Annotated in this window: 15 protein-coding genes; 8 read left to right on the top strand and 7 right to left on the bottom strand. The window is 72.7% G+C overall.

What is annotated here, in order from left to right; genetic code table 11:
- The first annotated feature begins 74 nt into the window (after nucleotides 1-74).
- Genes H4696_RS12115 through H4696_RS12095 form a run of 5 tightly spaced genes read left to right on the top strand, consistent with a single transcriptional unit; the run spans nucleotide 75 to nucleotide 7,006 of the window.
- Nucleotides 75-1,340 (top strand): RNA polymerase factor sigma-54, encoded by a 1,266-nt coding sequence (locus H4696_RS12115; RefSeq protein ID WP_143265072.1) that lies wholly within the window; start codon nucleotides 75-77, stop codon nucleotides 1,338-1,340.
- Nucleotides 1,341-1,372: 32 nt separating this feature from the next.
- Nucleotides 1,373-3,070, top strand: a complete 1,698-nt coding sequence (locus tag H4696_RS12110; protein ID WP_086860139.1) for a hypothetical protein — start codon at nucleotides 1,373-1,375, stop codon at nucleotides 3,068-3,070.
- Nucleotides 3,071-3,076: 6 nt separating this feature from the next.
- Nucleotides 3,077-4,420: a hypothetical protein gene (locus tag H4696_RS12105; RefSeq protein ID WP_192782262.1), complete on the top strand. Its 1,344-nt coding sequence runs from the start codon at nucleotides 3,077-3,079 to the stop codon at nucleotides 4,418-4,420.
- Nucleotides 4,407-6,200 carry a hypothetical protein gene (locus H4696_RS12100; protein WP_086860137.1) on the top strand — a complete coding sequence of 598 codons (1,794 nt, stop codon included), beginning with the start codon at nucleotides 4,407-4,409 and terminating at the stop codon, nucleotides 6,198-6,200. Before H4696_RS12105 ends, H4696_RS12100 begins: the two co-directional genes overlap by 14 nt.
- Nucleotides 6,200-7,006: an amidohydrolase family protein gene (locus H4696_RS12095; protein WP_086860135.1), complete on the top strand. Its 807-nt coding sequence runs from the start codon at nucleotides 6,200-6,202 to the stop codon at nucleotides 7,004-7,006. The genes H4696_RS12100 and H4696_RS12095 overlap by 1 nt, the downstream gene beginning before the upstream one ends.
- Here H4696_RS12095 and H4696_RS12090 read toward each other — a convergent pair.
- From H4696_RS12090 to H4696_RS12075, 4 genes are all read right to left on the bottom strand, one after another.
- Nucleotides 6,915-8,126, bottom strand: coding sequence for a sigma 54-interacting transcriptional regulator (locus H4696_RS12090; protein ID WP_086860133.1), 1,212 nt, complete (start codon nucleotides 8,124-8,126; stop codon nucleotides 6,915-6,917). The genes H4696_RS12095 and H4696_RS12090 overlap by 92 nt on opposite strands.
- Before the next feature lie 19 nt (nucleotides 8,127-8,145).
- Nucleotides 8,146-8,523, bottom strand: a complete 378-nt coding sequence (locus H4696_RS12085; protein WP_086860131.1) for a hypothetical protein — start codon at nucleotides 8,521-8,523, stop codon at nucleotides 8,146-8,148.
- An 11-nt stretch (nucleotides 8,524-8,534) separates the two neighbouring features.
- Nucleotides 8,535-10,580, bottom strand: coding sequence for a phage tail tip lysozyme (locus H4696_RS12080; RefSeq protein WP_158104296.1), 2,046 nt, complete (start codon nucleotides 10,578-10,580; stop codon nucleotides 8,535-8,537).
- A gap of 147 nt (nucleotides 10,581-10,727) precedes the next feature.
- Nucleotides 10,728-13,523 (bottom strand): AfsR/SARP family transcriptional regulator, encoded by a 2,796-nt coding sequence (locus H4696_RS12075; RefSeq protein ID WP_086859027.1) that lies wholly within the window; start codon nucleotides 13,521-13,523, stop codon nucleotides 10,728-10,730.
- Nucleotides 13,524-14,076: 553 nt separating this feature from the next.
- On the opposite strand from H4696_RS12075, the gene H4696_RS12070 reads away from it, so the two are divergent.
- Entirely contained in the window at nucleotides 14,077-14,718 is a 642-nt protein-coding gene (locus H4696_RS12070; RefSeq protein WP_143265042.1) for a hypothetical protein, read from the top strand.
- A gap of 82 nt (nucleotides 14,719-14,800) precedes the next feature.
- On the opposite strand, the gene H4696_RS12065 is transcribed toward H4696_RS12070, so the two are convergent.
- The gene (locus H4696_RS12065; protein WP_086859047.1) at nucleotides 14,801-15,220 is read right to left on the bottom strand and encodes a barstar family protein; all 420 of its coding nucleotides are present in this window, start codon (nucleotides 15,218-15,220) and stop codon (nucleotides 14,801-14,803) included.
- Between the two features lie 122 nt (nucleotides 15,221-15,342).
- Complete coding sequence (locus H4696_RS12060) at nucleotides 15,343-16,890, bottom strand: FAD-dependent monooxygenase (RefSeq protein ID WP_086859029.1); 1,548 nt, start codon at nucleotides 16,888-16,890, stop codon at nucleotides 15,343-15,345.
- A gap of 70 nt (nucleotides 16,891-16,960) precedes the next feature.
- On the opposite strand from H4696_RS12060, the gene H4696_RS12055 reads away from it, so the two are divergent.
- Together H4696_RS12055 and H4696_RS12050 are read left to right on the top strand one after the other, a co-directional pair.
- Entirely contained in the window at nucleotides 16,961-17,539 is a 579-nt protein-coding gene (locus H4696_RS12055) for a TetR/AcrR family transcriptional regulator (protein ID WP_086859030.1), read from the top strand.
- Nucleotides 17,540-17,638: 99 nt separating this feature from the next.
- Nucleotides 17,639-18,739, top strand: a complete 1,101-nt coding sequence (locus tag H4696_RS12050; RefSeq protein WP_086859031.1) for a hypothetical protein — start codon at nucleotides 17,639-17,641, stop codon at nucleotides 18,737-18,739.
- Nucleotides 18,740-18,744: 5 nt separating this feature from the next.
- Here the strand turns inward: H4696_RS12050 and H4696_RS12045 are convergent, their stop codons facing one another.
- Nucleotides 18,745-19,515 (bottom strand): hypothetical protein, encoded by a 771-nt coding sequence (locus H4696_RS12045; RefSeq protein ID WP_143265043.1) that lies wholly within the window; start codon nucleotides 19,513-19,515, stop codon nucleotides 18,745-18,747.
- Nucleotides 19,516-19,674 lie beyond the last annotated feature (159 nt).

Raw genomic sequence — 19,674 nt, 5'->3', positions numbered from 1 at the left:
TCACGGAACGCCGGTCTGGCCCGATTCTTGCTGAGGAGGCTCGAAGCCCAAGTCGCCTGGTGGGGGAGGTCGAGGTGGTGTTCTCACTCGAACTCGGCATGGAGCCGAGGCTCGGTCTGGAGGTGTCGCCGGCGCTCGTGGTCTTCGGCGAGATGCTCATGCTGCCCTACGACGCGATGCGAGCCGCGATCGAAGACGAGCTGGTGGGCAACACCGCGCTCGAGCGGCTGGAGAGCGAATGCCCGGTCTGCGCGGGCCGCTGGCGCACGCGGTGCCCGGTGTGCGCGCCACCCGCGCGCGCGAGTGGTCCCGGCCCGTTCGCCGCCCCGCTCGAGACCCCGGACGCCGAACCCGACACCCACGCGCTGCTGCGTGCTGTGCGGGCCGAGGTCGGGACCGCCGAGGTGGCCGTGGCCGAATACCTGGTCGGCAGCCTGGACGAGCACGGGTTCCTCGACCGGTCGTGCGCGCAGGTGGCCGCCGAGCTCGGCGTGCCGGAGGCCGTGGTGGCCCGGGTGGCCGAGGTGATCCGGCGGGTCGGGCCGCCGGGCGTCGGCGCGGGCGGGGTCACCGAGTGCCTGCTGCGCCAGCTGGACGCGCTGGACTGCGACCCGGACGACCCGACCGCGCGCCTCGCGCGGGCAGTCGTCGCCGGTCACCTGCCCGCGCTGGCGAAGGGGCACTTCGCGGCGATCGCGACGGCGTTGTCGGTGTCCCGCGACGAAGTCCGGCGCGTGCTGGAGTTCGTCAAAGTGCGGCTGCGCCCGTACCCGGCGTTCGACGGCAACGCCGCGCCCCGCACCGGTTACGTGGTGCCGGACGTGCTCGTCCGGCCGCACGAGGAGATTTCCGGCGAATTCGCCGTGACCCTGGTGGAGCCGGCGATGAACCGCCTGCGGATCCGGCGGGACAGCGGCCAGCTGCCGCAGGCCCGGTCGTTCCTCGCGCTGCTGCGCGACCGCTGGGAGACGCTGCGGCGGGTCGTCGAGCTCGCCGTCGAGCGGCAGAAGGACTTCCTGCGCGACGGCCCGGCCGCGCTGCGCCCGCTGACCCGCGCCGAGGCCGCCGCCGAGCTCGGCCTGCACGAGTCCACGGTGAGCCGCGCGGTCGCCGACAAGTTCGTGCTGCTGCCGGACCGGACGATCGTGCCGCTGGCGAAGTTTTTCGGCGTCAGCGGCGGCATCGACGAAGAACTGCGCCGGCTGCTGGCCGCGGCGGACGGCCCGGTGTCGGACCAGCGCCTCGCCGACCTGCTGTGCGCGGCGGGCTACCCGATCGCGCGCCGCACGGTCGCCAAGCACCGCGCGCGCCTCGGGTTCGCTTCCACCGCGCTGCGCTGACCGGCTGGCCCGGTTCTTGCAACGTCCAGGGCGTGCAGAGAACCCAGTGGGAGGCCCGCACCCGGGACCTCGAAACCGCGGCCCGGCTGCTCGACGTGACCAGCCGGGACGGGCTCGCCAGGTTCGTCGGCGAGCTGGTCACCCGCGCGGGCGGCGGGCGGCTCTCCCGCGAGGCGGGCCGCGCGCTCACCGGGGTGCTCACGACGACCGCCCTGCGGACCGTGCCGACGCTGACCGCGCTGGTCGGTGCCGGTGGCGTGCCCGCACCCCACGTGTACGGCCTGGCGCTCGAAGGCATGAGCGCCGAAGACCGCGACCACGAGCTCGCCCGCCGGTTCGTCCGGTTCGCCGAAGCGGCGGCCGGCCGGGCGGCGCGCACGCCGGACGGCGTGGCGGCGGCGGTCGAAGCGGCGGCGCGCGAGTTCGTGCCCGGGCTCGCGCCACGACCAGGAAAGGAATCCCGCATGTTCCAAACAGAAACCCCGGCGGAGTACGGCGAGGCCGAGTACGGGCGGCGCGGCCGGCGCGGTCGCTGGCCCGACGACGAAGAATACGGCGGCCAAGGCGAAGCCCCGTACGAGGCCGAGCAGGGCTACGGCGAGTACGAACAGGCGGGCAATAGCGAATACGGCCAGGGCGAATACGGGCAGGGCGAGTACCAGGAGTCCGAAGAGGCCGAGGAGGAGCGGTTCCTGCCGCTCATCCCGCTCGCGGGCAAGGTGCTCGGCGGCTTGTTGGGCGGCCTGATGAAGGAAGGCGAGGCGGAAGGCGAGTACGAGTCGGGCTACGGCGAAGCCGAGGGTGAAGGCGAAGGGGAGGCGGAGGACGAGTTCCTCGGCAAGATCCTCAAGCGCGTCCTCGGCCAGGAAGCCGAGCACGACGAACTGGCGCTCTCGCCGGCGCAGGAAGCCGAGTTCGCCGGGCACCTGATGGAGGTCTCCAGCGAGGAGGAGCTGGACCACTTCCTCGGCGGGCTGGTGAACGCCGTCGGCAAGGTCGTGCAGGGCGTGCGCGGCGCGGCGAACTCCCCGCAGGGCCGCGCGCTGATCGCCGCGGTCAAGCCGCTGGCCAAGTCGGCGCTGCCGGCGCTCGGCGGGGCCATCGGCACCGCGATCGCGCCCGGCATCGGCACCCAGGTCGGTTCGGCGCTCGGCACCGCCGCCGGGTCGCTGTTCGAGGGCGAGACGGCCCTGACGCAGGAGCAGGAGGAGTTCGAGACGGCCCGCCGGATCGTCCGCCTGACGTCGGCGGCGGCGCAGGACGTGGCTTCCGCGCCGGACGGCGGCTCGCCGCGGCTGGTCGGCGAACTCGGCCTGTTCCGGGCCTCGCGCCGGTTCGCGCCGTCGCTGTACCGCCGCGGGCTGCGCCGGATCTCCCCGATGGCCCGCCGGTTCTACGGGCGCCGCTACCGCAGCTTCCGCCGCCGCCACGGCAGCCCGCACCGGCGCCACTACGGCTACCACGGCTTCGGCTACCGGCCCCGCTACAGCCACCCCGGCTACGGGTATCCGTACCCGACCGGCCCCGAACCCGAGCCCGCGGCCGAACCGGCCCAGCCGCCCGGACCGCCGCGGCCCGGCTTCCGGTGGGTCGCCGTGCCGGTCGACGCCCCCGATCCCACCCCGGCCCCGGAGCCCGCGCAACCGTCCGATGACAGCGCACCCGCGTCGCAGAGCGAATACGCGTACCGCGCGAACGGGCGGGGCCACTCCCGCCACGGCGGTCTGTGAGCGACCATGGCCGTGTCCGCCGGCTGGCTGCTCGAACAGGAGACCCGCGCGCTGCTGACCCGGCTCGCGGCGGTCGAACCGTTCGTGCTGCAGGAAACCTGCGTCGCGGCGGCGGCGCTGTCGCCCGCCGCGCTGTCGGGGATCGAGCAGTACCTGATCGCGGGCAGGCGGGTGGTCCGCCGCCGGGCGGAGGAGTTCCTGCGGTGGCTGCGGGACGACGGCGCGGCCGTCCCCGCGGCCGAGCAGCAGCGCCGGTTCTGGGTGCTGCGCCTGGCTTTCCAGAACGCGCTGACCCAGTTCGACCTGTTCTCGGAGGTGATCACCCAGCGCAGCGAGCACGACAACGGCGTCCTGCTCTCCGGGCTCGACCTGGCCGCCGCGGACGCGTTGCGGCTGCCCGGCACGCCCATCGAAGGACCACCCGTCGTCTGCTCGTTCCACCGCGGGATCGGCGGCTCGATCCGCCGATCCCGCACCCGGCTCCCGGGCGGGGGCGACAACCCCGTCGCGCTCCTGCGCATCCCGCGCGAACGGATCGGGCTGGGGATCGCCTCGACCCTCGGGCACGAGGCCGGGCACCAGGGCGCGGCGCTGCTCGGGCTCGTCGAGTCGTTGCGAGCCCGGCTCGACGAGACCCCGTGGCGGGCCGGCGACCACGTCCGGGAGCTGTGGCGGAACTGGCTCAGCGAGATCGTCGCCGACGTCTGGGCGGTCGCGAAGGTCGGGATCGGCTCGACGCTCGGCCTGCTCGGCTTGGTGAGCCTGCCGCGGGGCTTCGTCTTCCGGCCGCCGGACGACGACCCCCACCCCGTCCCGTGGCTGCGGGTGCTGCTCAGCTGCGCGGTCGGTGCTCACTTCTACCCGGACCCGCAGTGGTCCGGGCTGGCGGAGACGTGGCAGTCCATGTACCCGCTGACCGGGCTGCGGCCCGAGCTCGCCGACACCCTGGACGGCCTGCGCGCGGACATCCCGGAATTCGTCGGGTTCGTCGCCGGGCACCGCCCGCCACGGCTGCGGGGCCGCGCGCTCGGTGACGTCCTCGCCAGCCCGGACCGCACGCGCCCGGCCCTGTCGCGGCACTTCTGGTCCTGGCAGGCGGACCCGGACCGGATGGCGGCCGCGCCGCCGATGCTCGCCTTCGCCGTGCTCGGCCAGGCGCGGGCGGACGGGCTCCTCCCGCCGGAGCGGGAGAGCGCGACGCTGCGCCGCCTGATCGGCACGTGGGCCGTCACCAGCACGCTCGAGACGGCCCGCGCCACCAGCCGCCTGTTCGCCGGGCAGCCCCTGCTCCCGGTACCACCCCAGCCAGCCAGCGCACCGCACTTGGAGGAACACCGTGTCGAACCCTGAACGCCTCGGCGGCGAGAACACCACCTACGACCTCGTCCTCACCGCGCAGCCGGACCGCACGACCGCCGGTGGCATCGTGCTGCTCGAAGCCGTGCTGCCCGCCGTCTCCCGCACCTACGAGGTCTCGTGGACCCTCACCGGGCCGGTGGTGCTGACCACGGAGGCCACCCGCATCGCCCTGCTCGGCGCGACCAGCGTCGTCGGCGACCGGGTGGAGGTCTCCGAGGGGGAGCACAAGGTGCTGCGGGCCACCCTCGACACCACCCCGCTGGCCGTCGGCTCGTGGACCGTCAGCCTGCTGCTCGTGCCGGTCGGCATCGAAGGCGGCGACGAGGAACTGGCCGCCGATTCGGGGCCGATCGAGGTGCTGCAACGGCCGTTCGCGGCCGGCGACGACGTGGCCGTCACGCTCAAACGCGCCCAGGTCCCGCCCACCGAAGACCAGTCGCTGTGGATCGCGATCCGCAACAGCACCACCGCGATCGGCTTCGAGAACTTCAGCCGGTTCGTCGACCAGGTGATGTGCGGGGACACGCCGGGCAGGCTCGACCGGGCCGACCGGCGCGCGCTGGCCAGGGTCGAGCGCCGCACCGCGCTGCCGTTCCCGAACGTCAACCGCTACCGCCTGCTCAAGGCCGCGGCCGAGGTCTTCCTGATGGTCAACTGCGGGGTCGACCGCCGGGTGTTCGACGGGGTCGACGTCGCCGAGGAGTCCCGCCGGCTCAACCGGACGGTCAGCAAGAACGACATCGAGCGCGAGTTCCGCGACTACCTCGTCCAGGTCGACCGCGGGAACGGCGGCGGCACCCTGGACGTCCTGCCCTACCTCGGGCTGATCCGGCTGCAGTTGCGGGACGTGGCGGTGACCGGGAAGGCGAACGACGACGAAGACGCGGAGGCGTGCTTCGGGATACTGGCCGACAAGCTCGTGCACCCGTGCTTCCTCGAGCTGATCTGGTCGTTCTGGACCGACGAAGCGGGCCCGCTGCAGGCGTTGAAGGCGATCAGCTGGCGGTTCCAGAACCGGGCGGCCGGCTCCCCGCGGCGGGATCCGCTGGCCACCATGGACATCGATCCGCTGCGCCCGCTCAACAACCTCGTCTGGGGCTGGATCCAGGACGAGCAGCACCGGCTCACGATGTCGCGCCGCGCCTACGAGTACGACCACGCCTACGGCTTGGAGCTCTCGACCCGGCAGGGCCCGCCCGTGCGGGGCGTGGACAGCCGGTCGCGGTTCCTCGACGCGTTCCACAACCTCCTGTCGCTGTGCGAGGTGTTCTACCGCTGCGACGACGACACCACGGTCATCGCCGACGGGTTCGGGATGCTGAACGCGCTGAAGGAGACCCACCTGCTGCTCACCCAGGGCGCGCACAACCAGTACGGCGACCTGCCGTGGACGGCGCGCCACGAAATGCTGATGGCCGAATGGATCCTCGCCCGCCCGGAGCTGAAGGACTTCCTGGCGACCCGGACCATGGTCGCGTACCAGGAGCCGTGGATGGACCGGGTCGAGGCGATGAACCGGCTGCAGCACTGGACGGACGTGTCGGTGCAGCACTTCCGCGACCTGGCCGTGTTCGGCGAGCAGCTGCTGCTCAGCATCCGGTTCGCCGCGTGGAGCGTGGTGATCAACCCGGAGAACGCGGCGCAGTGGGCCCGGTACTTCCGCGCCGAGGTGAAGGGGTACATCTACGCCTACCGCGCGGTCAGCGGCGTGGACCTGACGCGGCGCGACGCCGCGCCTGCCCCGGTGCGCCACGGTGCCTACCGCTCCTGATGCGGGTGATCGACGCGCACTGCCACGCGGGTCCCGGCGACGGGTTCAGCGGACCGTGGGACACCTCGGCGCCGCTGACCCGCTACCTGCGGCGCTGCGACGAGGCGGGGATCGGCGCTTCGACGCTGTTCGCCGCGTTCCACTCCGACTACGCCACCGCCAACGAAGCGGTCGGCCGGATCGTCGCCGGGCGGCCCGGCCGGTTCTTCGGGTTCGCGTTCGTGCACGCCGAGCGCGACCGGGGCCGGGTCCGGCCGCTGGTGCGCCGCGCCGTGACCGGGTTCGGCTTCTGCGGCATCAAGGTGCACCGCCACGACGCCCGCATCAGCCGGGAGATCTGCGAGGTCGCGGCGGAGTTCCGGCTGCCCGTGCTGTACGACGTCGTCGGCGAGACCGCCGCGGCCGGGCTGCTCGCGACCGAGTTCCCCGGCGTCGACTTCATCGTGCCGCACCTGGGCAGCTTCGCCGACGACTGGAGCGCGCAGCTGGCGTTCACCGGCGTGCTCGCCGAACACCCCAACGTGCATACCGACACGTCCGGGGTGCGCCGGTTCGACCTGCTGGAGCGGGCGATCGCGCTGGCCGGCCCGGAGAAGGTGCTGTTCGGCTCGGACGGGCCGTGGCTGCACCCCGGGCTGGAGCTGGCGAAGGTCCGGTTGCTGCGGCTGCCGCCGTCGGCGGAAGCCCTGGTGCTGGGCGGGAACTTCCTCCGCCTTACCCGCGCGGCGCGCCGCAGCTCGTGCACCCGGCCGGGGGAGCGGGGTCCGGGTCCGGCCATTCGTGGTCCGGCACGTCTCCCACGGTGACGACGCCGTTGCCGAGGTGGCGGTGCACGATGCGCAGCACGAGGCTGCGCAGGTCCCGCACGTTGCCCGGGTAGGACCGGCCGACGAGCAGCTCGCGGACCGCGTCCTCCAGCTCGGGCGGGCCGGCGTCCGGGCGGGCCTGGCGGAAGAAGTGCCGGAACAGCGGGATGATGTCGCCGGTCCGCTCGCGCAGGCTGGGCAGGCGCAGCGTGCACTCCGCGATCCGGTAGTAGAAGTCGTCGCGGAACGCGCCCTCCGCGCGAGCCGCGGTGAGGTCGCGGTTGGTGGCGCAGACGAGCCGGAACGAGCTCTTGCGCCACAGATTGCTGCCGACCCGCTTGAACGTGCCCTCCTGGATCACGCGCAGCAGCTCGGCCTGCAGCGGCGCCGGCAGCTCGCCGACCTCGTCGAGGAACAGGGTGCCGCCGTCGGCCAGCTCGAACGCGCCCGCCCGCGGCGCCGCGGCACCGGTGAACGCGCCCTTCTCGTGGCCGAAGAACTCGCTGCCGGACAACGACGGGACGACCGTGCTGCAGTCCAGCACGACGAGCTTCTTCTTGCCCCGCCGCGGATCCAGCTCGTGGATCAGCTGCGCAACCCGTTCCTTGCCGGTGCCGCTCTCGCCGGTGATCAGCACCGAGGCGCCGGTGAACCGGGCGACCTCGACGGCGTCGCGCAGCGTGGCCTGCCAGACCGGGCTGTCGCCGACCAGGAAGTCCTGGACGTGGCGGCACGCCAGCAGCTCGTCGATGGCCTGCCAGCGGCGCAGGCGTTCGGCGACGTGCCGGGCCGCGGTGGCGTCGCCGTCGCGCCAGGTGCAGGCGTCCGAAGCACCGGCGCGCAGCAGTGCCCAGCTGTCCGCGCCGAGCGCCCGGCCGGACGTCGACACCGCGAGCACCCGGCCGGGCCGCTCCCGCGACACGGCGCGGAGGCGATCGGCGACCGCCGGGGTGGGCGTGTCGAAGGCGAGGACGCCGTTGCGCGGGCCGTCGTCGCCCGGGCGCAGCGCGACGTCCAGTTCGCCGAGGGCCCGGACGAACGACTCGAGGACGCCGCCGGGTGTCCCGGCGACCTCGAGCCAGGCGTCGACCGTCGCCGCCGGGCCGGCCGCGGTGGTCAACGCCGGGGCCGCACGCGGGTCACCGCGCGTCCGCCTTCGGGCGCCGCGTGCGGGTGGCCCGTGGTTTTCCCTTCGGCTCCGCGGGTTCGGCGGGCTTCCGGCGCGGCTTCCCGGCCGCCCGCTCGGCCGCCGCGACGGGCCTGCCGCCCGTCGCGGCCTCCTTGGCGGTCAGGGGCACCACACCCGGGACGAACTCGAACGTCGTGCGCGGGAGGGTGAACGGCCGGCCGATCCGGGCGCCCCGCAGCTTCCCGATCGCCCGCCGGGTCTTCCCGGCGGACTTGTAGAGCCGGGTCGACCGGGCCAGCTCTCGCTGCTGCCCGCGGCGACCGGAGAAGAACACCCAGCCGTAGCGGCCTTCTTCCGTGGCGAATATTTCGAACCAGAAATCCTTCACAGCACGTCCCTTCATCGAGACCGGTGGATCGCGAGCGCCTGTGCGGCGTGCGCCCGGCGACGGGCGAGCACCGCCTGGACGCCGGGATCGCCCACCGGCCGGTCCAGCACCGCGGCCGGTCGTTCGAACCGCAGCACCACCACGTCGGCCGCCTGGTCGGCGGTCACGCCAGGGGAGCGCAGCACCGCGTCGACGGCGGCGTAGTCCCGGCGCAGCTCGGTGACCAGGTAGTCCACCTGAGCGTCCAAATCGGACAGAATGGCCGAGCCCGGTACCCGGCCGCGGAAGCTGTGCCGGAACAACCCGGCCCGGCGGTTCGCGCTCGTCCACTGCGCGAGCCCGACGCCGGGCAGGCGCGGCCCGGTGCGCGCGGTCGTGCTGCGGTCCCGCACCTCGTCCGGCGTGAAGTCCCGGACGCGGCCGGTGAAGTCGGCGGACCGCATCGGGGTGTCCTCCCGGCTGCCCTCGATCCGGCCCGGCTGCACCCCCGACTCGGCGAGCAGGTTGCCCACGACGCCGGCCGCGCCGTTGACGGGATAGCCGTAGGTGTGCACGAGCAGCTCCATGACCCGCCGGACCCGGGCGTCCCGCGTGGTACCCGGGGGTTGTTGCTGCTGTTGTCGCGGCGGCGCGTCCCGGCGGCAGGTGATGACGGCGAAGAACGAGCTTTGCGCGCCGGTGAGGTCGAGCTTGCCGTCCGGGCGCGTGCGCAGCGACTTCTCGCCGACCGTCTGGCCGACGTTGCCGCCGACCACCCGGATCCGGCCCGGCCGCACGTCGGTCACCACGTCGCAGTGCGTGGCCCGGTACCGCGCGTCCCCGATGTTGTCGTAGGTGGCACCGCTGTCCTGCCGCGCCGCGCACACGAGGTCACCGACGCGGGGCGCGACCTCGGTCGCCCGGAACGCCCAGAACGGGTTCGCGGTGTCCCGGCGCAGCCGGTTGGCCAGCGCCGCGCGGATGTAGGACTGGTGCGCGGCCGAATAGGCGAACGCGGGCCCGGCGCCCGCTTTGCGCAGCACGTACGAGATGAACACCGCGCTCCACGGATGACCCGACTGGTAGGCCTTGCTGCGCAGCTGCGCGTCGGTCACGGTCGCGCCGACCCCGTCGCGGTAGTACTCGCGCAGGATGGCCGAGGCCGCCGCGTCGGTCTCCTTCAGCGCGGCCCCACCGCCAGGCCGCCAGCGCCGGAACTGCTCGCGCGCCACCTTGGCGATCGCTTCGCACAGCGGCGGCCCGCCCGGCGGCGCCAGCTCGTGCTCCGGCTCGCCGGTCTCCGGCAGGTCCGCCCCGGGATCGGCGAGCAGCCGCCACCCGAAAGTCCGCGGGATGTCGTCGTGCGCGACCCGCGTCCGCTCCACCCGGAAGGTCCGGGTACCCGGCGCGAGGGCGGCGGCGACCCGCAGGCTGTGGGCGGCGGTCGCTTCACCGGGCCGGAACAGTACGCGGAGCGCACCCGTCCCGGCAGCCTTCCGCTTCCGGGCCCAGGCGATCAGCGGCGCCGGATCGGTGTACAGCGCGTCGAACGCGTGCACCTCGTCCGGGTCGGTGTGCCGCAGGATCGCCATGAGCGCCGCCCCACCGCCGGAATGCGCGGTCAGGATGAGCTTGCCGCGCGTGGCCCGCACACCGGTCGCGGCGGAGAACCGGCGCAGCGCGTCGCCGACCAGCCGCGCGAGCGCGCCCGGCGGGGTCAGCGCGGGGAAGCTGTACCCCTCGCCGGACTTCCCGCCGTGGAAGTGCCCGCGGGGGAGGACGAGCAGCGTGGGCGTGCGCCTGCCCCGCACCGAAGGGTTCGCGGGATCCGCGAGATCGAGCCCGCTGCGGGCTTCCTTGTCGTCCGGCAGCGTCATCCGAGCCCCGCGCGCGGAGAAGCCGTGCAGGTGCACGACAACGTCGACGGTGGCGGCGGGCGGCATCGGCCCCCACCGCAGCACGAGGTCCGGGCCGCCGCCCCGGTGGTTCGCCAATTGCGGCAGCCGGGCCACGACGAGCCTGCCGCCGTGCCTGCTGCCGGCGCGGTGTTCGAGCACCGCCGCGGGAGATGCCGTCATGGCCGACCCTTTCCGAAGCTCCGGGTGTCGGCCCTCGTTCCTGCAAGATGCGGGCCAGCAGCGGAGCTCCCACCCCACGCCTACGAAGCGGTCGAAGCGGGCGAAGTGTTACCGCTGCCGGGCGACCACATCGCGGCGATATCCGGGCTATGAATCACCATCCGGCACGAGCAAGGCGTGCACCTCGTCGGCCTCCGGACTGCGCAGCTCGGTGTACGCCACCAACGCGGCTTCGAGGTGCACCTTCGCTTCCGGGTCGCTCCCCGCGGCCCGGTGAGCCGTACCCAACCCGTGGTGCGCGACGGCCCGTTCACGAAGATGACCGGTTCGCTCGGCGAGAGCCAGCGCCCGCTCGTACCACGAAATCGCCTCGGTGCCGGTCTTCGTGGCCGCGAATTCGTTGAGCGCCGAGATTTCGAGGTTCGTGTCTCCGCCGGTCTTCGCGAACTCCAGGGCGCGGCGGAAGCAGTCGTCGGCCTCGTCCGGCCGGCCCAGACCCGCGTACGCGCCGCCCAGTGCGGCCAGTACCGGTCCGCCGAGGCCGGCCGAGTCGAGGTCCAGCGCGATCTGGCCGCTCCGCCGCAGGTAGCCGACCGCCGTGTCGTGGTCGCCGCACCAGCGGTGGTGCTCGCCGATGTTGCAGAGGGCGATGCCTTCGAGGAGGGGGTGGCCGGTCCGTCGTGCCGCGGCGAGCGCGAAGCCGAGGTGCTCCCGGGCCGCCGCGCGGCGGCCGCGCATGTCGTCGATCGTCGCGAACGCGTTGCGCACCATGCTCTCGAGCAGGTCGTCTCCCCGCGCCACGGCCACGGACAGCGCTTGCTCGAGGTGGCCGGCGGCTTCGTCGTAGCGGCCGAGCCGGATCAAGGCGGTGCTGACGGCCCTGTCGGCGAAGCCCCGTTCCGGCGTGCCGGGGCAGGTCGCGGCGAGCGCGGCCGAGTGCAGGGCGAGCGCGTCGTGGTAGTGCGCCGCGACTTCCAGGTACCGCCACAGCGTCGCCGACAGGCGGGCCACGTGCCCGGCCAGCTCGGGCGGAGCCTGGGTGGCCGCCGTCAGCATGGCCGCCCGCTCGGCGTCCAGCCACGCCCGCGCGGCGCCCGCGTCGGCGAAGCCCGGCCGCGGGCCGGCCGGACACACGGCGGGCTCGCGCAGGTACGGCTCGTGGGGCGAGAACAGGTCCATGGCCGCCGAGGCCCAGCCGAGGTAGTGGTCGAGCAGCCGGGTCGAGGCGGCGAGCCGGGTGCCGGGGTCGTCGGTCTCGGCGGCGAGCTCGCCGGCGTAGAGCTTGACGAGGTCGTGCATCCGGAACCGGCCCGGCGGGTCCTCCGCCAGGAGGTTCGCGGCGCACAGCGCGCGCAGCGGCCGGACGTCCCCGATCAACGCGGTCGCGGCCGCGCGCCCGATGCCGCCGCCCGGAGTCGACCCGAGCAGGCGGAACGCCGTGGCGGCACCTGCGTCGAGGCAGCGGTAGGACACCTCGAACACCGCGCGCAGGCTCGCGGACAGCTCACCGGTGTCCAACGCGTCCAGCCGGCTTTCGCGCAGTTCGGCGGCCAGCGCGGCCAGCGGGCGGTCCGGCTGGGCGGTGACCCGGGCGGCGATGATCGCGAGCGCCAGCGACAGCCCGCCGCACCGGTGCAGGATTTCCCGCGCGGCCTCGGGTTCGGCCGCCAGCCGGGCCGCGCCCAGCTTGTGCGCGAGCAGTTCCCTGGCCTCGGGTTCGTCCAGCGTACCCAGCGGCAGCGCCCCCGCGCCCCGGGTGGTGAGCAGGCCGCCCAGCTCGTGCCGGCTGGTGATCAGGACCGAACAAGCGGACCCGCCGGGGAGCAGCGGGGTCACGTGCGCGGTGTCGCGGGCGTTGTCCAGCAACACGAGCAGCCGGCGCTGGGCGGTGAGGCTCCGGTACAGCGCCGCTTGCGCGTCCGGCTCCGGCGGGATCGACGCCGGAGCCACGCCCAGCGCGCTGAGCAACCCGCGGAGGGCGCGTTCGGCGGGCACCGGCTCGTGGGCCGGGTCGAAGCCGCGGAGGTCGGCGTAGAGCTGTCCGTCGGGAAACCGGCTCGCGTGACCGGTCGCCCACCGCATGGCGAGCCAGGTCTTCCCGAGGCCGCCGGCCCCGGAGACGACCGCCACCGCACCCGGTTCCGCGAGCAGCCGGTCGAGCGCCGCGAGTTCGCCGGTGCGCCCGGTGAAGGACGGCGGCGCGGCCGGGAGCTGCCGGGGGGCCGGCGGGTGCCCGCCTCGCAGGATCCGCTCGTGCATCCCGCGCAGGCGCGGCCCCGGGTCGGCGCCGAGCTCGTCGGCCAGCCGTGACCGGACCTCTTCGTACTCCCGCAGCGCGTCGGCCGGACGTCCGTCGAGGTAGAGCGCCTCGATCCGCTGCGCCGCCGCGCGTTCCCCGGTCGCGGGCCCGGGCCGGGCGAGCACCTCGGCGTGGGCGCCGGTGCGCAGCCGGAGGTCGTCGCGGTCCAGCTCCGCGGCTTGGCGCTTGCGTTCCAGCTCGCCGCGGACGCCGTCGACCCAGGGGGAGTCCAGCTCGCTCAGCGGTTCGCCCCGCCACAGGGCCAGCGCCTCGTCGTACAGCGCGAGGGCCGCCTGGTCGTCCGCCGTCGCCCGCGCCCGCCGCAGGAGGTCGTCGAACCGGCGCACGTCCACCGTGAGCGGGTCGGCGACGAGAACGTAGCCGCCGCGATCGCGTTCGATCGCGATGCCCTCGAGCGGAGCCAGCAGCCCGCGCAACCGCGAGACGTACGCGTAGAGGGCGTTCCGCGGCTGCCGCGGCGGCCGTTCGCCCCAGACGCGGTCGATCAGCCGGTCGACCGGCACGGCCCGGCCGACGTCCAGCAGCAGCACCGCCAGCACGTCCCGCTGCCGGGCGTGCCCGATGTCGAGCCGGGTCCCGCCGGCCACGACCTCGACGGTGCCCAGCACGCGCAGTTCCACCACGGCGTCCCCTCCCTGCTCTCAGGCCTAGCGGATCGGAGGCGCCGGTACAAGGTCCGCGCAAGGTTTTCCCAACGCGATGCGGGGACTGTGACAGCGGCACCGGGGGAGGCGTGATGATTTCTTTCGAGTACTTGGTGGCGCGGAGGGCGGACGTCCAGCAGGAGTTCGCCGCGGCCCGCCGGTGGCGGCGGCGCATCCGGCGCTTGCTGGAGCGGTCCGCTCATGACGATGAGCGGACGACAGCCTGGCATGGCCGCGCGCGAGGCCGTTACTGAGGATCTCGGTGGTGCCGCATCCAGTTTTCAGCACCACACGACGGGCAGCGCAGCCTGTACTCGCCGCTGCCGCTGTCGGTATACGGGAACCATTCCACTTCCAGGAAGTCATCGTCATTTTCCGGGCAGCGCAGGTTTTCTCGAACGCCCTCGGTAACCCGAACGGCCGCCTGTAGCCACGCTGAGCGGCTCACTGGTGCCTCCCCTGACGCGAGCATCCGGATCACTATGCGACCCAGGTTCTCATGCCGGCCCGTGGACCGGCGATCATCACGGTCATGGTCGCGTGGGTCGCGGAAGATCTCGACGAAGCACTGAACGAGGCTACGGTGGCCGGACTTCGCCTGAGGCCGGACGGACGCGTCGTGATCCTGCTTCACGTGCTTACGCTGCCCGAGCACGGTCCAGCCGACCCGGACCCGCGCAGGGCCCTGGTCCTGTCCGGGGTCTCCACGGTCCGAGTGCTCTTGCGCCGTGAGCGACCAGCCGAAAGTCCCCGGTACGGGCCCGCGATCCCACTGCGTGACTTCGACGCGGTCGAGGAGTTCTTTGCCTCGATCGCGGTGCCGGGGTCGATGTACGGCTGGAAGTTCCTCGACGACCCCGACCTGACCGACGACTGGCCCTCGGTGATCAGTTTGGCGCACACCCGGGAGCCGGCCGGGGCAGCGCACTCGCTGTACTGGTTCAACGAGTGCGGCCTTCCCGGACTCGACGGCTTCTTGCCGCACTGCATCGAGGGTGTCGTCGACTTCACGGAGCTGGCCGTCGAACGGTTCGACGGTAGCCCGATTCCCGTGGAGGAGTTCACCGCAGCAGGGAGACGTTGGTGGCGGGCGCTCTTCCACGGTGACCGCCGAACCTCCGTCGAGGCCCAACGCGCGCAAGACCCTCCACCGTCATGGCGGCCGTTTCCGTAGCGCCAACGCCCTGCCATCAACCTTGCTGCCGGGTCAACGCACGCTCATGCCGATGAGCGAGTGTCGCCTTTGCTCTGCTCGGTCAGAGCAACTCGAGACGGATGCCGTCTCGAGTCCCGTCCTCATCCGGTCCGTGATCGCGAATGATCCCGACGATCTCGTCGAACAGCGTCGGGCCTTCGCCGCGCTCGGCGTTGACGATCTCGGCGTGGATGGTCGGACGGTTCGACGGGTGGCAGGTGAGGAGAAGCTGCTCTCGCCTTCGGACTGTCGCCTGGTAGCCGAGCGCGGACCTTGACCGCCTCGAGTTGAGCCACCTCAAAATCCAGCCGCCGTCGGGCGTCCCGAAACCGCCACCGAGGATGTCGTCGAAGGCATCGAGGTTCCCTTGCCACGTGTGGTCACGGAGCAGCCGTGAGAACTCGCAGGTGAACCCGTCGAAGTCGGAGAAGCGGGCTCCGTCGATGGTCAGTACAGGAAGGTCGTCTCCACGGTCGGCCATGATCCGAGCATGGCACGCGGCGCTCCAACCGCTCGCCATTTTCGCGAGTCCTGTCGTACGGCAGCCGTACGCGACTGGATCCTGATCGCACCGCACAGCACAACCGGCGGCTGATTTGCCCGTTACGCGGGGACGCCCGCCGCGGTGCCGAGCACCCGGGTCACTGCCTCGGCGAGTGGCGTGCCGCCTGCCGAGTGCCAGGCGACGATGACGTCCGGACGCAGCAGCAGAGCGCCGTCGGCGGGCAAGCAGACCTCGGCGAGCCAGTCCGGGTGCGACACCGTGGCCACGCGCAACCCGAGACGATCCGCTTCGGCGATCCAGCGTCCGTTGTCCGGGCCGGTGAGCAGGGTCAGGCCGGGCCCGGCGAGGTCCACAGTGGACGTCCGGGCGTCGAGCCAGGCGTGGGGCACACGCGTGCCGGGACGGCCCGCCGGGGCGTAGTGGTCGACGGGCGCGGGGTCGCGGCCGTCGGTCACGAACGCGCCTTCGGGGTACTGGGTGCCGAACATCGTGGCCGGCAGGTCGTCGTGCCGGCTGTCGGGCTTGGTGAAGGCGGCCAGCATGTCGCCGACGTGCCCGCGGACCGTGCTGGAGGCTTCGGCGATCGCGTAGCCGGCCGGACGGCGTTCGGCGTGGTAGGTGTCGAGGAGGGCGGGCGCCGCCTGTCCGGCCAGTACGGCCGCGAGCTTCCAGGCGAGGTTGGCCGCGTCGGCGATGGCGGTGTTGGCGCCGGCCGCGGCCATCGGGGGCATCATGTGCGCGGCGTCGCCCACCAGGAACACGCGGCCGTCGCGGAACCGGTCGGCCACGCGCATCGCCGACTCCCAGTGCGACCGGCTGAGCAGTTCGACGTCGAGGTCCGGGATGCCGGTCACGATGCGCAGGAGGTCGTGCCAGTCGCCGTCGCCGAGCGTGTGCGCCTCCGGGAAGTCGGCCGTCGAGAACAGCCAGCGGTCCGTGCCGTTGACCGAGAGGAAGGCGCCCGAGGCCACCGGGTTGTCGATCTCGCACAGGTTGAACGGTTTTTCCCGCGCGAGCTCGGTGAGATCGGCGCGGAAGTAGAGGTCGAGGTTGTCGGCGAGATGACCGTGGCCGCCGCGCGGGATGCCCAGTGCCGTGCGGATGGGACTGCGGGCGCCGTCGGCGGCGATCAGGTAGTCCGCGCTCAGCTCGTACGGCTCGCCGTCCACGGGCTTCAGCAGCGCGGTCACCCTGTCGTCGTCTTGGGTGAAGGACACCAGTTCGGTGCCGAGCCGCACGGACACGCCCCGTTCTTCGGCGGCCCGGCGCAGGATCGGCTCCAGCACGACCTGCGGGCACAAGACGTTCGGTCCCGGGCTCAGCTCGGGAATCTTCGCCTGCTGCAGCCGCCGTTGCCGCATGGTACCGGTCATTTCCCGTACCCGGGCGGCGGCCAGTGTCGGACCGGCGAGCACCTCGGTGAACGACGCCAGTGGCGCACTCGCCTCGGCGACCTCGGCCGCCAGGCCCAGCAGGCGGAACACTTCGGTGCTGCGCGGGTTGAACCGGCGCGCCTTCGGCTGCGGCGACACACCGGCGTGCTTCTCGGCCAGCACCGGATACACCCCTTCGCGCCGCAGCAGCAGGGCGGCGGTCAGCCCGGCGATGCCGCCACCGCTGATCAGAACCGGAACACGAACCGTCATCGGAACTCCTCGAGCCAAAAGTGACACGGTACAACTGAGTACACCGTACAACTAGTGGTATCGTCAAGGCATGACGACCGGGATGGGCAGGCGGGAGCGCAAGAAGGCGGCGACCCACCGGGCGCTGGCCGACGCGGCCCTGCGGCTGTTCCTCGAACGCGGCTACGACAACGTGGGCGTCCGCGAGATCGCCGACGCCGCCGACGTGTCCACCACGACCCTGCAGAAACACTTCCCCAGCAAGGAATCCCTCGTCTTCGACCGGGACGCCGACATCGAGGAGGCCCTGATCGCCGCTGTGCGCGACCGCGCGCCGGGCACTTCGGTGCTCGCCGCGCTGCGGGAGCACACGCTGGCCCGCGTCGAGCGCGGCGCCGCCGCCGACGGGGCGTCGGAATTCATGACCCTCGTGCGCGGCACGCCGGCACTGAGCGAGTACTGGCACCGGATGTGGATGCGGCACGAGGACGCGCTCAGCCGCGCCCTCGCCGCCGAAACCGGCGCACCCGAAACCGATCCCGGATGCGCCGCGCTGGCCCACTTCGCGCTGGAAACCTCGGCGCTCGCGATCCGCGCCGAAGATCCGGCCCGCACCGTCGAAGCCGCGTTCGCCATCCTCGAACACGGCTGGCGCGCCGCACCACGTTGAGCTGCTCCTCAGGTGATGACGGCGCTTTTGCCGACATCCTCGATTCGGCACCGCACGAGGTAGCCTGACGACCTCTGGCGTCGATCGGGGGAGTTTCCCATGGACGTTTCCTCAGCCGTTCCCGAGGAGCTGCGGCCGGTCGTGGCGACGTCGTCCGGGACGGTGCGGCTGGTGTTCGTGCCGCGCGTCACGCGCCTGCTGACCAAGACGTGGGCCGGCGGCTTGGCCATCCCGTTCGCGGTTGCGGGCCCGCTGCTCGCCGTCGTGGTCCTCCCCGTGGTCGCGGTCTTCTTCGGCTGGGCCACGATGTGGCACACCGCCCTGGTGCTCGGCGGCGTCCTCGCCGCCCTCGGTTTGGTGCTGTCGGTCGCGATGCCGTGGAGCCTGCGTTCCGCCGCGCGGTGGGTCGAGCTGAACCCGGCGGAGAACCCGGCGCGGGTGCTCGTCAAACGACTGTCCGGGGCGTCGCAGACCAGTGCGTTGCGGTCGATCGCCGTCGTCGAACACGTGAAGCTCGCCGAACCCGCCGGTGTCGAACTGGAGGTGTGCCTGGCGGACGAGACCGTCCGGGGCGCCGAGCGGATCGACGTGGACGCCCGGACCCTGGCGGAGTGGCTGAGCACCCTGCCCGGCGTCGAGGTCGAACACCGGAAGGTCGTCGACCGGCTGAATCCGACTCGCGATCGCTGGTTTCGGCGCACGCAAGTCGCCGAGGTGTGGGACATACCCGCCGACGCCGTGCCCGTGGTAGCGGACGAACTCGGCGTCCGATGCGATGTCTTCGTGCCCCGGGCCGCCGCCATGAACGGGAACACCCGCGCGATCGACGTCTACGATCCGGACGACGTCCAGGAGATCACCGGTCAGCTCACCGGCGAAACCGTCGCGGCGTTCATGCTGCGCCGGCTGACGAGCTTCACACGCGAGGCAAGGCTGCCCGCCGGCGACGACCCGCTGCTCCACCTCGTCAAGGACACCGAACTCGCCGAGCGGTACCGGACCGCGCTGCGGTTTCTCCGCGATCCCGGCCCGGAGACTGACTTGTCCGTCACGTTCGCCCAGCACTCGCTGTGCCAAGCCGTGCGCGGCGAGCCCATTCCGGCGGAGAAGCCACCACGCTGGACACCGCCGCCCGACTTCGAAGCGGTGCTCGCCTCCTCGATGGCCGCCCCGTTTCCCAGACCGACCCGATACGCCTGAACGACTTATTCGGTCCACGGCACGTGCACGAGTGACTCCGGACGCAGCGGCCACTCCGCGGCGCGGAGGCTGAGCCGATCGCCGAAGGGATGCCGATCACCTTCGTCGGCCGGCAGCGGCCCGCGGACGAGACAGCGGTGCAGCAGCAGTTCCCGGCGCTGGTCCAGCGGCTCCATCTCGTCCTCGGACCAACCGGCCCGCGGCGCCGGAGGATCGACGGCGATGTCCACCTCGCCGTCCCAGTTGAGGTGCAGGCCCTCCTCGTCGGAGTAGAACCGGCTGAAAGATGTCCGCCACTGGGAGTTCGAACCCCAGCCGTGCGACAGGTCAGCGGTCGGGCGCGGCTGGCGGCGGAAAGTGAAATACAGCGTCGAGGTCTTGGCCGCCGTGGCGTCGATGAGGTGCCGCGGTGCCCGCACCCGCACACCGGCACGGCTGAACAGCAGGTCGCCGAACCACAGGCCGGGCCACAACACCTCCTCCACGGTCACGCGCGTCGCGGCCGGGTCCTGCACCACGGCGAAGACCTCGTGGTGGAACGGGGAGAACGCCTCGGCGTGGTCGAACGGGGTCAGCCCGAGGCCGGAGAAGAACTCCTGGTGCACCGCGGGCGGCTCGCCCTGCGTGCAGAACCGTTCGATCAGGTAGTCGCTGACCCGGCTGAGGCCGTACAGCTTCATGATCCGCCACAGCTGCTCGTCGTCCCCGGAGTAGCCGCCGGCAGGTATTCGTTCCCGTTTCCGCAGCGGCTCCAACTCGGCCAAGTGGTCAGCCACGGTCGGCCCCTGACCGCTCAGGTATGCCCGGCGGCCGGCGGCGTCGTCATCGTGAGCGAGCAAGCCTTCGTACAGCTGACGAAAGTAGCCCCAGTCGAGTTCCACGGCGTGATCATGACCCAGCTGGACCACATCCACAAAGCCGTTCCGTGACCAGCG

It is taken from the genome of Amycolatopsis lexingtonensis, assembly GCF_014873755.1.
GTDB classification, from domain to species: Bacteria; Actinomycetota; Actinomycetes; order Mycobacteriales; family Pseudonocardiaceae; genus Amycolatopsis; species Amycolatopsis lexingtonensis.
The sequence above is the reverse complement of the archived record's forward strand: the minus strand, read 5'-3'. Positions and strand labels throughout refer to the sequence as shown.